The following is a 17,306-nucleotide window of genomic DNA, read 5'->3' as shown; positions in this document are numbered from 1 at the left end:
TGGTTAATTACCTTCTGATTGATATCAGGAAAACTTACGCACGCAGCGGACTAGCTGTGGGGTGACTTTGGTCACTGTTGTTTGATTACCGTTTGAAAAATTCTGCCGCCATGCCCCCAAAGTCGGATTACCGGCGTTCTGAGTAGAGCTCCAGTAGAAACTTGGGTCAAATCCACCGAAACCGTTCAGGTACAGATTGGTATAAAAGTTTGGGGTGCCATTGGGGCAGGACGCGGCAGGCGGGTTGTTAATCGAGAGCCCAATTTCGCAGACTGCAGGTAAATACCAATCATTATAGCAGGTCTCTCCCGGTATCCCTGTGCATGGTGAAATGCCATTAGAGTTAATCGAATAGGCATCGCATAATCCAGCCGCATAGCCTGTTCCAGCCCCTAAAACCGCCACAATAGCTGCTGTATTCCCTTCACCGTCCAATATACTGCTGGCCCCAATTACGTTGGTTCCTGATGCGCCCCACACCAGACCGTTAGAATTATTGACAGAGGCCACGACCTTGCCGCTTACTCCATCAGCATTCACCGCAAAAACAAGCCCGCCCGCCCACGCAAAACCGAAGGTAAGAGCAACATTCATCTGGCCTGTTACGGTGGTAGTATTGGAGCCGGAAACTGGAAAGCTGGTTGCCGGAACGGGTGTACTGCCAGGAGTAAATACCAGTTGGCAGGAATTGCCTGGTGTCAGGACAAGGCAGTTACTGGCATCCTGAGTGACCCGGCCATCCAGAGCAGTGCCTGACAGATCAGCGCTAACATTCCATGCATCTGCACTGCCGGTATTGTGTACGATTATATTTCCACTGGCGCCATTAACTACCAGGGATAATGGCGTATTTGTCAGGTTGATAGTAACCAGCGGTCCGCCATTAACGGTAATTTGCCCATTCAAAACGCTGGTATTGTCGCCATAGAGGGTAAAACTGGTCTGAGGCACGCCCGACAATCCGGCAGTAAATGTTAAAGTACAGGTTCTGCCTGGAGCGACTGAAGCACATGTATTGCCGATGACGCTGACATTTCCGTGCAGTGCAGTTCCTTCTAAATAGGCATTAATATTGGTCGCTGTAATAGTGGTAGAGTTGTTAGTAATGGTTACACTGCCGCTGCCGTTAGCATTCAAAGTTAATGGTGAGCCAGATAAACTTAGCGCAGCTGCTTCAGCAGGAACCAGAGTAACGGACAGCGTATCGCTTAATACCGGCTGTGAGCATAAGAACTGATCGGGCGCCGGGTTATCGCGCCCCAGTGTTTTACAGACCTTCGGGCCGCCTTGCAGGTTTCGCGTTAACTGTGAGCCGTTAATGACCAAGTCAAGTAAACAGGTTTGATGCGGCGGCAGGGTAAATGGAATCTGACAACTGCCAATACCCTGTGGTGTTACGCTGACCCCGGTTATTGGGATCATTGTTAAGGTTCGAGTGACTGCAGTATTATTAATAACCCGATATTGCGCTGTCGCTGAGCCATTTGCCGGTAAAACCTGCGGCGCACGAATTGTGGGGAAAATTGTAAATTTCGGAGCAGCCAGGGAGTAAGCATAACAACTGCAAACTAAAATCGGCATAAAGCCAATCAGCCATCTCCATTGCCTAAAGCCTATCATAATCCCTTCCTGCTATTGAAATACAACCCGGTATTATGACGAATTTTTTTAGTGATAACCAGAGATTGAATTCGGATAGTTGTTGGAGCAGGGTGTTGGGCTTTACAGCCCAGTACGTTTATTCCGTTGCGCTATAACCGCATCCTTCTTTCGGGCAAAGTAATTGCCGGCCTTTCGTTCTGGTTTCTTTTACCGTTAATATCGGCCAGGCGCATTGTGGACAGGGTTGGGCTATTGGCTCATTCCATAGCGCGTAATCACATTTAGGATAGTTGGCGCAGGAGAAAAATATTTTGCCTTTGCGGGATTTGCGTTTCAGAATTTTACCTTCATGGCATTTTGGACAATCTACTCCGGTATCCGCTGGCTTTTCCAATGGTTCCATGTGTTTACATTGCGGGTAATTGCTACAGCCGATAAAGCGGCCATAGCGCCCGGTTTTAATATGTAATGCGCTCTCACAAGCGGGACAACTACGGCCTTCAACGACATCCGGTTCACTTTTTTCACCTTCAGGCGAGCCCAGATCCTGGGTGTAATCACATTCTGGATAGCCCGTGCAACCGATAAACCGGCCACGTTTACCCAGGCGGATTGATAACGGCTTCCCGCATTTTGGGCAGCTTTCTGATAACACTTCACTGGTGACGTCTTTGCGCTGTACCTGTTCGTCAATGTCATGAATCTGGTTAATAAATGGTTTCCAGAATTCATCAAGTACGGGAATCCACTCGCGTTCGCCGCGGGCGATGGCATCCAGTGTATCTTCCAATTGCGCGGTAAACTGGTAATCGACATAACGGGTAAAATGGCCAGTCAGGAAGCGATTGACAATTCGGCCTACATCCGTCGGAACAAAGCGTTTTTTATCAACAATCACGTATTCACGTTGTTGCAGGGTATGAATAATAGTGGCATAGGTTGATGGACGGCCAATATCATATTCTTCCAGCGCCTTGACCAGCGAGGCTTCAGAATAGCGCGGCGGCGGTTCGGTAAAATGCTGATTGGCTGACAGATCATTCAGTTTGATTTTATCGCCCTGTTTCAGGTTTGGAAGCAAACCGGCATTTTCCTCGTCAGCGGTATCATCAAAGCTTTCTTCATAGACGCTTAAAAAGCCTGGGAAGGCAATTGTTGAGCCATTGGCCCGGAATACATTGCCTGGGCCGCAGCTTAAATCAACAGCAACGGTATCAATCAAGGCATCGGACATCTGACAGGCAATGCTGCGTTTCCAGATCAGGCTATACAGTTTAAATTGATCCGCTGTTAAATATTCCTGCAACATTTCTGGTGTGCGCTTGACAGAAGTCGGTCGAATGGCTTCATGTGCTTCCTGGGCATTTTTGGATTTGGTTTTATAGACCCGCGGATTGTCCGGGCAATTATCTTTACCATAACGCTGGACGATAAACTCCCTGATTTCTGTTACGGCTTCCAAAGACAGGTTAACCGAGTCGGTACGCATATAAGAAATAAGACCGACCGTACCGGTTCCAATCTCAATTCCTTCATAAAGCTGCTGGGCAACCATCATAGTTTTACGCGCAGTAAAACCAAGCTTGCGTGCGCCTTCCTGTTGCAGTGTGGATGTAATAAAGGGGGCAGCCGGCTTACGCTTGCGTTGCTTTTTCTCGATATTATCGACAGTCAGAATCCCTTGCGCCTGTTTCAGCAAGGCGTCTCGAATCTGGTGTGCCTGGTCTGCGCCAGTAATAGTAAACTGTTGTAATTTCTCTTGCTGATAATGAGTCAGCCGCGCCTGAAACTGAGCTTTATCATGCTCACAGGCGGCAATAATGCGCCAGTATTCCTGAGCGACAAAGCGTTCAATTTCTTCTTCACGCTCAACAATCAGCCGCAACGCAGGGCTTTGTACCCGGCCTGCCGACAGACCGCGGCGAATTTTTTTCCACAGCAAAGGGGAAAGATTAAATCCGACAAGGTAATCAAGAGCTCTGCGTGCCTGTTGGGCATTAACCAGATCGGTAGAAATATCGCGTGGGTTATTAATTGCTTCCTGAATGGCTGATTTGGTAATTTCGTTAAAAAAGATGCGGTGTACCGGCTTGTCTTTGAGCAGGTTACGCTCTTTCATCAGTTCAAAAATATGCCATGAAATGGCTTCGCCTTCGCGATCAGGGTCGGTTGCGAGTAAAAGAGATTGTGAGTTTTTCAGGGCCTTGGCTATTGTTTCGATATGACGGGCGTTTTTTTCAATCGGGCGATAAGTCATAGTAAAATTATTATCAGGATTGACCGAGCCTTTACGCGCAGGCAGATCCCTGACATGCCCATACGAGGCGAGCACGTCATAATCTTTACCCAGATATTTCTGAATGGTTTTCGCCTTGGCTGGTGATTCCACAATAACCAGGTTTTTACTCATTTAAACTGACCCTTTGATTATGTAACTATTCAGCAGGATTTTATTATTGCAGCGGATAGTTACTTTATTATTAATGTTATCAATTTATCTGGACAAAACTTTAATAATCCTGTCCTGTTTCATCATTCCTGTTGGCGCGCGCGAATGGCAAAACCTAGTGTAAAGCAAATTGATCTTCTTTTTGGTATAGCACAAGATCGAGAAACGCGAGTTGATTGCTATCCATTTTATCAGCCAGTATATTACGTATAGTCCATTTTGTTTCTTCCAGAGTCACATAGCGTGATTCAGAGAATAGAAGCTGATTAATAATCTGTTCCATTGTTTCAGAAGAAACAATGTTCCATTGCATCATACGCGCAATAAACTGGTAACTGGCTTTGGTAAATTTGTGTTTTTCATCACAAGTAAAAACCCGAGTCGCAGTTTCAGCTGCCGGCCTCAGAATAACGGTCTTGTTATCAATGCCAATTGTTTCCTGTTCATTGCTGTCTTGGGCATTATCTGCAACCGCTTCAGCTTCAGCATTACTTTCTGTAAGTTGGGACAGGCTTTTTTCAAAAAAGCTCATCAGCATTTCAAACAAACTATCTTTCATATAAACCTCATATAACCGCCGGGAACTGCCTGTACAATTCCCTGTAATTCCAATTCTGCCAAATTACAGGCTGCCTCATCAGCGCTTAAACCGCTGCGCTGAAGTATCTGATCCATTGTCGTAACTTCAAAGCCCACGCACTTTACTAGGTTTTTATTATTGGTTGCAAGAGATACTGGTTCCTTGCCTGCATCAGCCTTAATAGGAGCAATGTTCAACTCATCAAGTACATCATGGCTTGAGGTGATAAGCTTCGCTCCCTGTTGCAGCAGATGATGGCAGCCTCTGGATTGCGGATTGTGGATTGAACCAGGTATGGCCAAAACATCGCGGTTTTGCTCCAGAGCGAGCCTTGCTGTTATAAGAGAACCGCTTTTTATTGCCGCCTCAATAACCAAAGTGCATAATGATAAGCCACTTATTATACGATTTCTGCGGGGGAAATGTCCAGCATTTGGACGGACTTTTAATGGGAACTCGCTTAGCAACAAACCTTTTTCCCTGATTTTTAACGCTAAATTCTGATGTCTGTGCGGATAAATATAATCAATTCCGGTACCCATAACCGCAATTGTCCTGCCTTGAGCAGCAAGGCAGCCTTCGTGTGCCCTGGCATCTATCCCCAAGGCCAGGCCGCTGACAATGGTAAGATCATGCTTTGCCAGCTCATGAGCAAAGCGGTAAGCATTTTCACTGCCGCTTATTGACGGCTTACGGGTGCCTACCATGGCAACAGCCGGTTGTTCGAGACTGGCAAGATCGCCTTGGGCATAGAGTACCATTGGCGGATCCGCTGTTTCCCTGAGCAGCGATGGATAAGCCGAATCTGCCCAGGTCAGCAGCGTATTTCCATTCTGTTGTTGCCATAACAGATCCTGCTCCACCTGGCTGAAATCAAAACCGGCAAGGATGGCGGCCAGCTTGCCCGGAAGGCCTGCTTCTTCCATTTCTATTTGTGAAAGCTTGAACAACTCTGCCAGATCTGGCCAGCGCCGTAACAACTTCATGACAGTACGCGGCCCGATTGAAGGCATACGATTTAATGCGAGGAAATAATACTTGTTATTCATGGATTAGTAATACAGTCCTTCAAATGAATTGCACGAACCGAACGCATTACCAGGGCAAAACTGGTTTCAGAAAAAACCCGAAATACCATGACTTCGCCAACACGCTCAGGAGGAATACGCACCGATTTACCCCGTATTAATGGATCGGGAACCAGTTTGGCTGGTGAGTAAATGCCAAGTACATCACCCGGTTCAAGGCCGACATTTTCACCGCGGTTTAGTACTGCGACAAGACCTACTGCGCCCTGAGTATAATCGCCCAGGATATCGATGATCTTGCCTCTTATGGGCGTCATCGGCGCCTTGGGGATAAAATAAGGTTTGAAATCGGGGAAATCATTAAGCAGAACCCTGTCTTTCAGCCGTACGCCTTCGGTAATATTAGTAATGATGACTCGGGCTGGCTCGCCGCCTTTGACCAATTCACCATACCCGACCAGTGTTGCCTTGTAACCAATAACCCGGTTGATTTTGGGTTCAACATAGGGGCAATTGGGGCGATATATTGCATAGGGAATGGTTGCTCCCCTTGGCATTAGTGGGCTTGGGTGCAGTTTTTTGACATAAATCTCATCGCCCTGGCCGCCCAGCATCCGTTCCTCAGGCAAAGAAACCACATAAGGCGCACTAAGCAAACTGTCTCGATCCATGACTATTGATTCATTAAAAAATGGTTTGATGTCAGTCAGCCGAATCGTTGTAATCGTCTCAGAGGCAGCGGTGCGTCGAATATTGGGGGAAAGTTTGACTGTGCCGTTTGATAAAACCCGAATATAAGGACGGTTTTGGCTGAAGCTTAACCTGAGTACCGCACCGACATGCAGGCGATTCGGGTTTTTAACCTGAGGATTGGCATACCACAGTTCTTTCCACTCCCAGGGTTTTTCCAGATAGCGGCAAGCAATACTCCATAGGGTATCGCCTGGCTGTACCACATATTGCTTTGGGTAATCACTGCGTAATGTAACAGCACTTGCCTGTACAGGCAGAGCCAGGAGGAGTAAGGCAATTAACAGGTATCGCATGCTTCAATCCTTGAATATGGTTGTTGGTATCTTGCGGCGGCACGGAGTATTGGCGATAATAGCACGCATTTACGATTTGGAAATAGATATTTATGGCAATTCGCAAGATTCTTTATCTCCCTGACCCGCGCTTGAGGCTGGTTGCCAAACCGGTTGAGCAGTTTGACGATAATCTGCAAACTCTGATTGAGGATATGTTTGAAACGATGTATGACGCCCGGGGCGTTGGCCTTGCTGCGCCTCAGATTGGCGTTAGCCTGCGTCTTTCGGTCATCGATGTGATTGGCGACAAAAGCCAGCAACTGGTTATTGCCAATCCGGAAATTATTGCCAGTGAAGGAACGGCTCAATACCAGGAGGGGTGTTTATCGGTGCCGAGCGCGTATGACACGGTAACCCGGGCTGAGAAAGTGACTATCCGGGCACAAGACAGGCACGGCGAGTTTTTTGAAATGAGTGCGGATGGATTACTGGGCGAATGTTTTCAGCATGAGATTGATCATTTAAACGGCAAGTTATTTATCGATCTGCTTTCTCCGCTAAAGCGTGCCATGGCGCGTAAAAAACTGGAAAAATACAAACGTCAGCATGAAAAAAGATCATGAGCAAGTTACGAATAGTGTTTGCCGGCACGCCAGAATTTGCCCTGCCGTGCCTTGATGCTTTGGGTCAATCAGGGCATGAATTAATCGCAGTCTATACTCAGCCGGATCGGCCTGCAGGCCGTGGGCGTAAACTGCAGCCTTCGCCTGTAAAAAGCTGGGCGTTGGAACGTAACCTGCCTGTTTATCAGCCGCTGAATTTCAAAGAGCCGGATGCTGTTGACGATTTGGCGCAGCTAGCGCCTGATGTAATGGTGGTTATCGCTTATGGGCTGATTCTACCGCGTAAGGTACTGGCCATTCCACGCCTTGGCTGTATTAATGTTCATGCGTCATTACTGCCGTACTGGCGTGGCGCATCGCCTATTCAACATGCTGTTTTGCATGGAGACAGTGAGTCCGGGATCACTATTATGCAGATGGACGCAGGCATGGATACTGGCGACAGCCTGCTTGAAGTCCGCTGTCCGTTGGCTGGCGATGAAACTGCCGGAACACTGCACGACAAGCTGGCAGCGCTTGCTGCCGAGCCATTACTTGCTGTGCTTGAGCAACTCGCGGACGGTAAGGCTGAGCCTAAGCCGCAGGCCCATGATTTGGCAACCTATGCGGGCAAAATCAGTAAGGATGATGCGCTGATTGATTGGACAAAAACAGCAATTGAAATCGAACGCCGGATTCGAGCGTTTAATCCCTGGCCAATTGCTTTCACTCATGCCCAGGATGAAGTTATCCGGATACATCAGGCGCAGGCAGAAACAAAAACCTGTGATGCGAAGCCGGGGACTATTGTTGCAATTGACAAGTCTGGCATCCAGGTTGCGACTGGCGATGGCCTTTTGCGCATTCAGCGTCTGCAATTTGCGGGCGGTAAAATAATTACTGTGGCTGACTGGTTGAATTCCGGTAAAGCGCAATTGGCTGTTAATCTGGTTTTACAATGAAAAAAAACGAACGCTTACAAGCTGTCAGACTGCTGCACAAGGTTATTGTTGAGAACATGCCCTTGATGCATGCATTGCAGGGCAGCGATGAGGTAACGCCCCTCGCCAAGGCAATTTGCTTCGGTGTGTGCCGGCATTATTACCGCTTACAGGCTATAGCCGGCAAACTGGTTGATAAAAGGCCGCAGATGGATGTCTGGCTTGTGCTGTTAGCCGGACTATACCAAATGCAATACATGAGCATGCCTGATTATGCCGTTGTTAAGGAAACAGTTGGCTTGCTTGATAAACTGAAAAAAAGTTGGGCTAAAGGGTTGGTTAATGCAGTTTTAAGGCGCTTTGGCCGTGAAAGCAGCGATATTCTTCAGCAGCTCAATGAGTTGCCGGATTACCAGACCGGCCACCCGGATTGGTTTGTCAGACAGATGCAACAGGATTGGCCGCAACACTGGCAGCAAATACTGCAAAATAATGATGAGCATCCGCCGATGACATTGCGGGTTAATCTGGCTCGAGTGACGCGGCAGGCTTATCTGCAACAATTAAATGCCGCAGGCATTGCCGCTCACGCGCTTGTTTTCTCCAGTGCCGGCATTGCTCTTGAGACTGCCTGTGATGTCAATGACTTGCCTGGCTTTAAAGACGGATTGGTATCTGTCCAGGATGAGGCTGCACAACTGGTTACCTTTTTACTGGATTTAAAACCGGGTTTACGGGTGTTGGATGCCTGCTGCGCCCCGGGCGGAAAAACCTGTCATATTCTTGAAAGCGAGACTGAATTACAGGCTTGCGTAGCCCTCGATATTGAAAGTAAACGATTGCAGCGTGTACAGGAGAATCTCGCCCGACTCAAACTGACTGCAACGATAAAGCAAGGCGATGCTCTGAAGCCGGAGTCCTGGTGGGATGGGAATTTATTTGATCGTATCTTACTGGATGCGCCATGTTCAGCAACCGGAGTTATTCGCCGCCATCCTGATATCAAGTTATTACGGACACCGGAGGAAATCGGACAGGTTGTGCTGCTACAGGAACAAATGCTGGATAGTTTATGGACGCTGTTAAAACCGGGGGGCAGAATGGTATATGCGACCTGTTCGGTGATTAAACAAGAAAATGAACAGCAGATCGCGCGCTTTATTGCTCGTCAACCAGATTGCCGTATCGTTAAGGATGCGCCATTTCAACATGGAATAGCAACGGGGCATGGTTGGCAAATTTTGCCGGGCCAGTCAGATTGTGATGGGTTTTTTTATAGTATTTTGCAAAAGGGATAACGGATGCAGATCAACTGGCCCCTGGTGATTTTTCTTTTTTGTCTGGCAATACCCGGTGTGTTAATCGCAACGCCGAAACTGATTGGTTTGTTGTTGCCGGATAACAGCGAGCAGGTTAGAAGCCGATTCAGTTTTATTGTGATAGTCCAGAATCTGATTATGGTTTTTCTTATGAGCCTGGCCGGCGTTGCGTTATCGTCGCGAACAGGCTTGTCTGATCCGATTCTTGAGGGGTTGTTGCAAGGCAAGCCAGTATTGGATCTTGTACAGCCCGTAGTTCTGCCTGTACTTGCCCTTACCTTGTTTGGGTTAACTCTGTTTTTTGTTTTGTATTATGGTGTAGTCGGCAGATTGCTTGATACTGTTTCATTGCTGGCATTGAAAAAGCTGCGCGCTGTGTTTGGCCTTGATGGCGCGGCACTCTATAACGGAGTGGTTGAGGAAATATTAATCCGCTGGGGATTAATGAATGTAATCGTTTTTTTTATGCTGCTGTTGCTCAGGAAAAAAACCGATTTTGTATTCTGGACGGCAATTATATTAAGTGGTTTGATGTATATGCTCACCCATTTACCGGTTTATATTGCGGCTGGTTGTAAGAACAGCCGGCGGTTTGTTTATCTGATGCTGGCTTTGAACTGTTTTCAATCCGTGCTGTTTGGCTGGATTTTCTGGCATCATGGCATCCTGGCCGCAATCTGCTCGCATTTGATCTTCAACCTGGGATGGTATCTTTATGACAGTAAGTTATAAGCTGCTCCCGGTTGCCAGTTTACAACGCGGCCGGTATCAGCCCCGGATAAATTTTGATCCCAAAAGTCTTGAGGAACTGGCGCACTCGATAGCGAGCCAAGGCCTGATTGAACCATTAATTGTCCGCGAAATTGCCAGCGGCCATTATGAAATTATCGCGGGCGAGCGCAGATGGCGCGCTGCAAAACTGGCCGGGTTGACGGAAGTTCCCTGTTTGTCGGGCGAGTACACTGATCAACAGGCCGCCGCGCTGACCCTGGTTGAGAATATCCAGCGCCAGGAATTGACCTTAATTGAAGAAGCCAATGGTTATAAGCGATTACGTGATGAATTTCATTTTCAGCAGGATGAAATCGCGGCTTTAGTCAGCAAATCGCGTAGCCATGTTGCCAATATTCTGCGGTTATTAACGCTATGTAGCGCAGTGCAGACCTTGATTGCCGAGGGAAAATTAAGCTTGGGGCATGCGCGTGCGCTGGTTGGGCTGTCCGTTAATCAGCAGATTATGCTTGCAGAACAAGTGATTGAACAAGACTGGTCAGTACGATATCTTGAAGAAAAAGTAAGAAATTTGAAGGCTATGCCAGTGTCGCAGGAGTCTGTTTCCGATCGCGACATCAAGCGCCTGGAGCAAATTCTGGCGGAACAAATCGGCGCTCCGGTACAGATAGCCAGTGAAAAAGGAAGCAGTGGTTGGCTGCAAATTAAATTTTTTGATAATGATACTCTCGCAGGGCTTCTGGAGCGTATGGGCTTGCGTTATGATTAGGGTAATTATTTTTAAGGAAATATAAACCATGAAATGGAGTTCCATTGGCTATATCGCCGGTTTGTCATTAGTTTCAATGATTTCTTATGCCAGTATTCAGAGTGGCGCTGACAAATTGATTAATCAGGTCGACCCTGCCATTAACATCGGTATTCAGGTTGTTGATCTAACGACTGGTTCCGTGTTGTATCAGCGTAATCAGGCTCGATCATTTATCCCGGCCAGCAATATGAAACTATTTTCCGATGCTGCTGCGTTGATGGTGTTAGGTCCGGATTACCGATTCCGAAACCAGTTGAGTACCGGAACGGCGCAATTGCAGAATGGGGTACTGAAAGGCAATCTTTATCTGAAACTTTCAGGCGACCCGTCATTTAGCCGTGACCGGCTTGCCAGCCTGATGAGTTCACTCAAGGAACTGCACCTGACCAGAATTCAGGGTAATGTGATCATTGACAGCAGCCATGCCAATGTAGCTCCTTATCCGCCAGGCTGGATGGCCTCTGATCTTACTTATAGCTACGGCGCTCCAGCAGCGCCGGTTATGATTGATGCCAATCGTATAATTGCTACTGCCAATCCCGCTGATAAACCGGGTGAGCCTGCGATTGTCGAGGTGGATGACGACAGCGGCAGCATAATCATTAACAATCAAGTGAAAACGAAAGAAAAATCAGCCCATTGCGGAGTCAGTTTTGCAATGGATAAAGATAATAATCTGACGGTACGTGGCTGTGTTAATGTTGGACAATGGGCAGTGCAACAGAAAATGGCAATACGCAACCCATTAAAATACGCTCAGGGACAAGTCAAACAACAGCTTGCCAAAGCGAATATTGTCCTTGACGGCAGCGTCCAGCTTGGTAAAACGCCTTATGGTTCCATGCTATTAGCGACCGATGTCTCTAAACCGATTTCACAACTAATGGCCGATACTCTTAAACCATCAGATAATCTGTATGCAGACAGCCTGTTTTTGCATGCTGCCGACAAATTAAATGGTTCGCCAGTCAATTGGGCTGAAGCACAGACGCTGGTAAAAAAATTCCTGCAACAGCAGACCGGGATTGATATGCAACAAGCTGTTCTGACCGATGGTTCCGGCTTGTCGCGTTATGATTTATTAACGCCGACCCAGACCGTTAATTTGTTGCGTTTCCTGTTTGACCGTTTTCCGCTGTCCTATGAATATATTGCTGCATTGCCGGTTTCTGGCCGTGATGGTACTTTACAGCGCCGATTCAGAAAGCCAAACCAGCAGGATATGGTGCGGGCAAAAACAGGCACGATGACTGGCATAGTCAGCCTGTCTGGTTATATGTATACCGCTAATGCCCATACGCTTGCGTTCGCAATTTATATTAATAATACGCCTGGTAGCAGCCATAATGTGTCTGGTAAATACCGCTATCTGGTCGATGCCTTATGCACTTATTTCCTGCAGCAGAAGCCGGGCAATAACTCCTGGGCTAAAGTATTCACCAGCAATTCACGGATCAAATACCAGCAAAGTCCGACTCAGGCTGAGCAGCAACGCGGCCGACAGGCACGCTGGCGCAGACTGGAAACAGTGGTTAAACAGGCTTTGAACGGGTTGCCGGTTACGGTTATTTATCGGGGTAATCAATTGGTGCTGCAAGATAATCATGCTGATTTGAGCAGGGTTTTATCCGCATTACAAAATGTGCGTAAAAAATACCCGTTTGCTGTCGAACTGTCATCAAAGGACGCGCCGGCTTCACATGACGCACCAATCGTTTTATGGAGCGAAGCGGCAATATTGCCTCAACAGGCAAAGCGTGTCTGGATTATCAGGGAAGCCGCTTAATTACGCGAACTTAATAACAGGGGGCGTTATAATTTGAACTGGATAGCCCTTAAAATGTTAGTGGGCGATAGAACCAAATTCCTGGGATTGGTATTTGGAATCGCCTTTGCAACAGTGCTTATCGCCCAGCAAGGGTCAATTTTTATTGGAGTAATGAAAAGGACCGCCAGTTTTATTTATGCTATCCGTGATGCTGATATCTGGGTTATGGACAAACAGGTTGATAATCTTGATATTATTGATCCCCTTCGGGATACGGCGCTGAACATGGTCCGCACTGTACCTGGGGTACAGTGGGCCGCTCCTTTGCTTAAAATTATCGCTATTGCCAAACCGACTGATGGCGTGCTTAATCAGGCGACGGTGATTGGTTTGGATGATCCATCCTTAGCCGGCGCTCCGACTCTGTTGAAAGCAGGCAATATTGAAGACTTAAGAAGGGCTGATGCAATCATTGTTGATACCATTGGCTACAATCTGTTATGGCCGCAGGATCATGGTCATTACAAACTGGGCAGGACGCTTGAGTTAAATGATCATCGCGCAGTTCTGGTCGGAGTGGCCGATACCATGCCTTCCTTTCAGTTTGCACCCATCATTTATACCCGTTATAGCAATGCTCTGAATTTTACCAATGGCGGCAGAAAGCGAATGTCGTTTATTCTGGTCAAAGCTCAGCCCGGTTATTCACCAGAAGAAGTTGCCGGAAAAATTGAAAAAACAACCCCTTTACGAGCGCTGACCCGTCCACAGTTTAAACGCAGCACGATTCGATATTATATCGAAAACACTGGAATACCGGTTAATTTTGGCGTAACAGTAAGCCTTGGCCTGATCGTTGGCTCGACAATTGTCGGCCTGTTATTGAATATGTTTGTTTCAGACAATATTCGGCAATTTGGCGCGTTGAAAGCCATGGGAATTGCAAACAGGCGATTGATGTCTATCGTATTGGTTCAATCGCTGGTGGTATTTGCAATCGGATTTTCCCTGGGCAGTGGGGTTGCTACCTTGTTTTTCAGGATTACTGGCAATACTTATGCTCTGAAAGGCCTTTATATGCCCTGGTTTATGCTGGCTATAACCGGCGGGTTGATTTTTGTGGTAACGATATTATCCAGTATGTTCAGCCTGCGCAGGGTTTTGCGTATTGATCCGGCCATCGTGTTTAAGGGGTAATATGGATAATTCAGCCGAACAGACTATCGTTGTGGAAAATGTCAAAAAATGGTTTGGCGAAGGCGAAATCAAAACCGAAGTATTGCATGGCATTAGCTGGGTAATAGAGCCCGGACAAATGACGTTTCTGGTAGGTCCTTCCGGCTGCGGTAAAACAACGCTGATTTCAATTATCGCTGGTATCTTAAGCGCTTCTGATGGTAAGGTAACTTTGTTTGGCGAGAATATTAATGCCATGAGCAATAGCGCTAATGCCCGTTTTCGCCGGGAAAATATAGGCTTTATTTTTCAGCAGTTTAATTTATTACCGGCGTTGACTGCTGCGGAAAATGCCTGTATTCCTTTGGTAGCAAATGGCATGGCGCGTGAGCAGGCGGTAGCGGCTGCCAAGGCATTTCTGGCTGAAGTCGGGATGGGAGAGCATGTCAATAAATTACCCCGGGAATTGTCAGGCGGACAGCAGCAAAGGGTTGCTATCGCCAGGGCGTTAATCCATGAGCCGCGGCTGTTAGTTTGTGATGAACCAACTGCTTCTCTGGATAGTATTACTGGCCGGCAGGTAATGGAGTTATTGCAGCAAAATGCCAGAAAACCTGGCCGCTGCGTTATTGTGGTAACGCATGATAATCGTATTTTTGAATTTGCAGATGTGATTGTCACCATTGGTGATGGTCTGATTAAATCAATTAATAAGGCGTAGGAGCAGTCAATGCCAAAGTTGTCTCCCCGGATTATTTTACCGGTAGTGGCCGGAGCCTGTTTGGTTTTTGCAGTCGTTAGCGCGATTACCATGGAGCCTGATGAATCGTCACTGGCACCGCCGCAGCCGCCATTGTCTGCGCCGATGGTAAACGGTAAAGATATGATTATTGTTGCAGGTACCGGCCTTGTTGAAGCCGCAAGTGAAAATATTCAAATCGGTTCGCATTTATCCGGGGTAGTTGAGCAGGTCTTTGTCAAAGTCGGCAGCCAGGTTAAAAAAGGAGAGCCGCTGTTTCAGCTCGATATCAAAAGCGCACAGGCAGAATGCAGTCTGCGCCGGGCGCAGGTTGAAGTTGCCAAGGCCCGGTTGCAGGATGCCCAGAGCCAGCTTGGTTTCTATGAAAATGTCCGTGATAAGGGCGCAATTGCCAGAGAAGAATTGGTTAGCCGCCAAAATGGCGTACTGACGGCAAAAGCCAGTTTGCAGGAGGCAGAGGCTAATCTGGAAAAGGCAGAAACCGATCTTGAGCTTCATACAGTACGAGCCCCGATTAACGGAGAAATATTACGGGTCAATGTTCGTCCCGGTGAATTCTCATCTGCCGGTGTTTTGGCAGAGCCATTGATTATTATGGGCGATACCCGCCATTTTAATGCCAGGATAAATTTTGATGAATTCGATATCAGTAAAATCCATCAAAATCCACGGGCGATTATTAGTCCGAAAGGGGATTCCTTAATAAAGCTGCAGGGCAGGCTGGTAAAAGTGGAATCCTACGTCAAACCCAAGGAAAATTTATCCGGCGCCTCGAAAGAACTTGTTGATACCCGGATTTTGCAACTGGTTTTTCAGATTGAGCAGAAAAATCCCCCCTTGTTTATTGGTCAACAGGTTGATGCCTATATCGAGAGCGAGAAGGCGAAACCGTTGTTGGCGACAAGTATGTCGCAAGGCGGTTAAGGTGATTCGCAGGACGATTTCTCTGCTGCTGTTGTCGAGCTTTCTGGGCGGTTGTATGGTTGGCCCGAATTATCTGCGTCCAAAATTCAATTTTGTTCACAACCGTTATGTAAATAGCCATGCGAGGACCGTTTCAGTACCTAAACCTGATAAGCCCTGGTGGTTTGCAATTCATGATCAGACTCTGGATCAGCTCATCAAGTTGTCGTTAGCCAATAATCCTGATCTGGAAGTGGCCGCGGCAAGGATTGAACAGGCCAGGGCAAGGCTGCAATATGCGAATGCCCGCTTTTTACCCGAGGGTTCAACCACTGCAACCGCACTGACGAATCAGACCTCTCTGCAGGGTCTTCAGGGTTTGAACCCCTTTGTGCTGCGCACCTATGGTCAGAATCAGATTGAACTGGATTCTTCCTGGGAAATTGATTTATTTGGCCGTTTGCGGCGTCAGCGGCAATCGGCTTTTGCCAATCTTGACAAGGCAGTGCTTGATCGACTGGCAAATGAGGTATCGCTTGCTGCTGAGGTTGCTCATGAATACGCGCTTTATCGTACATTGCAACAACGAATTATTATTAATCAAAAGACAGCCGCCAGCCAGCAAAGGTCCTGGTATCTTAATAAAGTACGTTATGAGGCTGGAATCGCCGCAGAAACTGATGCTACCCAGGCCAAGGCGTTGTTGACTGAAACCAATGCATTGTTGCCAGATTTGCAGTTTCAGTTAAGCCAGAGCGCTATCCGGCTCGATATTCTGGCTGGGCAGGCGCCGGGTACATTGGAAGCACAGCTGAAAAAAGCCGCCGGTGTGCCAATGGTTCCGGCTATCCCGAATCCGGGAGTGCCTTCTGAACTGCTAAGGCTAAGGCCTGATATACTCAGTGCGGAGCAGCAATTAATTTCAGCAACGGCTGATATCGGCGCGAACGAGGCGGAGTATTATCCCAAGTTTACTTTAATGGGTGATATCGGCGTACAGGCGCTCGCTCAAAGAAGTTTGTTAGTACGTGATGCAGTTTATTTTTACGCTGGCCCCTCTTTAAGCTGGCGCGTGCTGGATTATTGGCGAATAGACGCTCAGGTTAAAGAGGCGCGTGGCGCTCAGCATGAGGCATTAGCCAATTACAAATCCGTTATCCTGAATGCACTGGGCGAGGTTGAAACCAATCTGGTCCGCTATCAACAGAGATATCGCGCTGTCCAGCGCTACAGGGTAAATCAGGATACCCAGCAACGCAATCTGGATTTAGTCCGCGAACAATACCGCCGCGGCTTATTACCCTTTATCAACGTGGTAGCCGCAGAGCGCCAGCTTTATTCCGCTCAGGAGGAGTTAGTAATAGCAAAACAGAATTTCCTGGATTCGTATATTAGCCTCAGTGAAGCGCTTGGCGGCGGCGCCTTAAAAACAATTAAACTGCCATAATTAACAGTGTAGGTTGGGTCGTTTGACCCAACATTACCAATCTTCAATCACTTTTCAGGCTTGGGGTGCTTGAAAAAAAACTTGTTGGGTCAAACGACCCAATGGCGCTGCCTTAAGCTGCTTGATTATTAACCATTGATTTGGCTCTTTGAGCCAAAAT

The 17,306-nt window shown here is 47.5% G+C and carries 15 protein-coding genes; 10 read left to right on the top strand and 5 right to left on the bottom strand.

What is annotated here, in order from left to right:
• Nucleotides 1-24 precede the first annotated feature (24 nt).
• The 5 genes from ACFORL_RS07700 to ACFORL_RS07680 form a co-directional block, all read right to left on the bottom strand.
• Entirely contained in the window at nt 25-1,620 is a 1,596-nt protein-coding gene (locus tag ACFORL_RS07700) for a hypothetical protein (RefSeq protein ID WP_382342726.1), read from the bottom strand.
• Nucleotides 1,621-1,738: 118 nt separating this feature from the next.
• Nucleotides 1,739-4,012, bottom strand: a complete 2,274-nt coding sequence (topA, locus tag ACFORL_RS07695) for a type I DNA topoisomerase (RefSeq protein ID WP_382342724.1) — start codon at nt 4,010-4,012, stop codon at nt 1,739-1,741.
• A 154-nt stretch (nt 4,013-4,166) separates the two neighbouring features.
• The gene (locus tag ACFORL_RS07690; protein WP_382342722.1) at nt 4,167-4,610 is read right to left on the bottom strand and encodes a DUF494 family protein; all 444 of its coding nucleotides are present in this window, start codon (nt 4,608-4,610) and stop codon (nt 4,167-4,169) included.
• Nucleotides 4,607-5,680, bottom strand: coding sequence for a DNA-processing protein DprA (dprA, locus tag ACFORL_RS07685; protein ID WP_382342720.1), 1,074 nt, complete (start codon nt 5,678-5,680; stop codon nt 4,607-4,609). Before dprA ends, ACFORL_RS07690 begins: the two co-directional genes overlap by 4 nt.
• The gene (locus ACFORL_RS07680; RefSeq protein ID WP_382342718.1) at nt 5,677-6,705 is read right to left on the bottom strand and encodes a LysM peptidoglycan-binding domain-containing protein; all 1,029 of its coding nucleotides are present in this window, start codon (nt 6,703-6,705) and stop codon (nt 5,677-5,679) included. The genes dprA and ACFORL_RS07680 overlap by 4 nt, the downstream gene beginning before the upstream one ends.
• A 92-nt stretch (nt 6,706-6,797) precedes the next feature.
• Between ACFORL_RS07680 and def the strand changes: the two genes are divergently transcribed.
• The 10 genes from def to ACFORL_RS07630 are packed head-to-tail and all read left to right on the top strand — an operon-like array spanning nt 6,798 to nt 17,146.
• Nucleotides 6,798-7,310: a peptide deformylase gene (gene def, locus ACFORL_RS07675; RefSeq protein ID WP_382342716.1), complete on the top strand. Its 513-nt coding sequence runs from the start codon at nt 6,798-6,800 to the stop codon at nt 7,308-7,310.
• On the top strand, nt 7,307-8,251 hold the full coding sequence (fmt, locus tag ACFORL_RS07670; RefSeq protein ID WP_382342714.1) for a methionyl-tRNA formyltransferase: 945 nt from the start codon (nt 7,307-7,309) through the stop codon (nt 8,249-8,251). The genes def and fmt overlap by 4 nt, the downstream gene beginning before the upstream one ends.
• Nucleotides 8,248-9,528 carry a 16S rRNA (cytosine(967)-C(5))-methyltransferase RsmB gene (gene rsmB, locus ACFORL_RS07665; protein ID WP_382342712.1) on the top strand — a complete coding sequence of 427 codons (1,281 nt, stop codon included), beginning with the start codon at nt 8,248-8,250 and terminating at the stop codon, nt 9,526-9,528. The genes fmt and rsmB overlap by 4 nt, the downstream gene beginning before the upstream one ends.
• Before the next feature lie 3 nt (nt 9,529-9,531).
• Nucleotides 9,532-10,281, top strand: a complete 750-nt coding sequence (locus tag ACFORL_RS07660) for a CPBP family glutamic-type intramembrane protease (protein ID WP_382342710.1) — start codon at nt 9,532-9,534, stop codon at nt 10,279-10,281.
• Nucleotides 10,265-11,050, top strand: a complete 786-nt coding sequence (locus ACFORL_RS07655) for a ParB/RepB/Spo0J family partition protein (RefSeq protein ID WP_382342708.1) — start codon at nt 10,265-10,267, stop codon at nt 11,048-11,050. Before ACFORL_RS07660 ends, ACFORL_RS07655 begins: the two co-directional genes overlap by 17 nt.
• A gap of 28 nt (nt 11,051-11,078) precedes the next feature.
• Nucleotides 11,079-12,878 (top strand): D-alanyl-D-alanine carboxypeptidase/D-alanyl-D-alanine endopeptidase, encoded by a 1,800-nt coding sequence (gene dacB, locus ACFORL_RS07650; RefSeq protein ID WP_382342705.1) that lies wholly within the window; start codon nt 11,079-11,081, stop codon nt 12,876-12,878.
• 33 nt (nt 12,879-12,911) lie between these two features.
• Complete coding sequence (locus tag ACFORL_RS07645; RefSeq protein ID WP_382342703.1) at nt 12,912-14,057, top strand: ABC transporter permease; 1,146 nt, start codon at nt 12,912-12,914, stop codon at nt 14,055-14,057.
• Between the two features lies 1 nt (nt 14,058).
• Nucleotides 14,059-14,757: an ABC transporter ATP-binding protein gene (locus tag ACFORL_RS07640; RefSeq protein WP_382342701.1), complete on the top strand. Its 699-nt coding sequence runs from the start codon at nt 14,059-14,061 to the stop codon at nt 14,755-14,757.
• 9 nt (nt 14,758-14,766) lie between these two features.
• Nucleotides 14,767-15,720: an efflux RND transporter periplasmic adaptor subunit gene (locus ACFORL_RS07635; protein ID WP_382342700.1), complete on the top strand. Its 954-nt coding sequence runs from the start codon at nt 14,767-14,769 to the stop codon at nt 15,718-15,720.
• Nucleotide 15,721: 1 nt separating this feature from the next.
• Nucleotides 15,722-17,146, top strand: a complete 1,425-nt coding sequence (locus ACFORL_RS07630; protein WP_382342698.1) for an efflux transporter outer membrane subunit — start codon at nt 15,722-15,724, stop codon at nt 17,144-17,146.
• The last annotated feature ends 160 nt before the right edge of the window (nt 17,147-17,306 follow it).

Origin of the sequence: Legionella dresdenensis (assembly GCF_042649825.1) — a bacterium.
GTDB classification, from domain to species: domain Bacteria; phylum Pseudomonadota; class Gammaproteobacteria; order Legionellales; family Legionellaceae; genus Legionella_C; species Legionella_C dresdenensis.
Note: the sequence above shows the minus strand (reverse complement) of the source record. Positions and strands in the feature narration are given on the sequence as shown.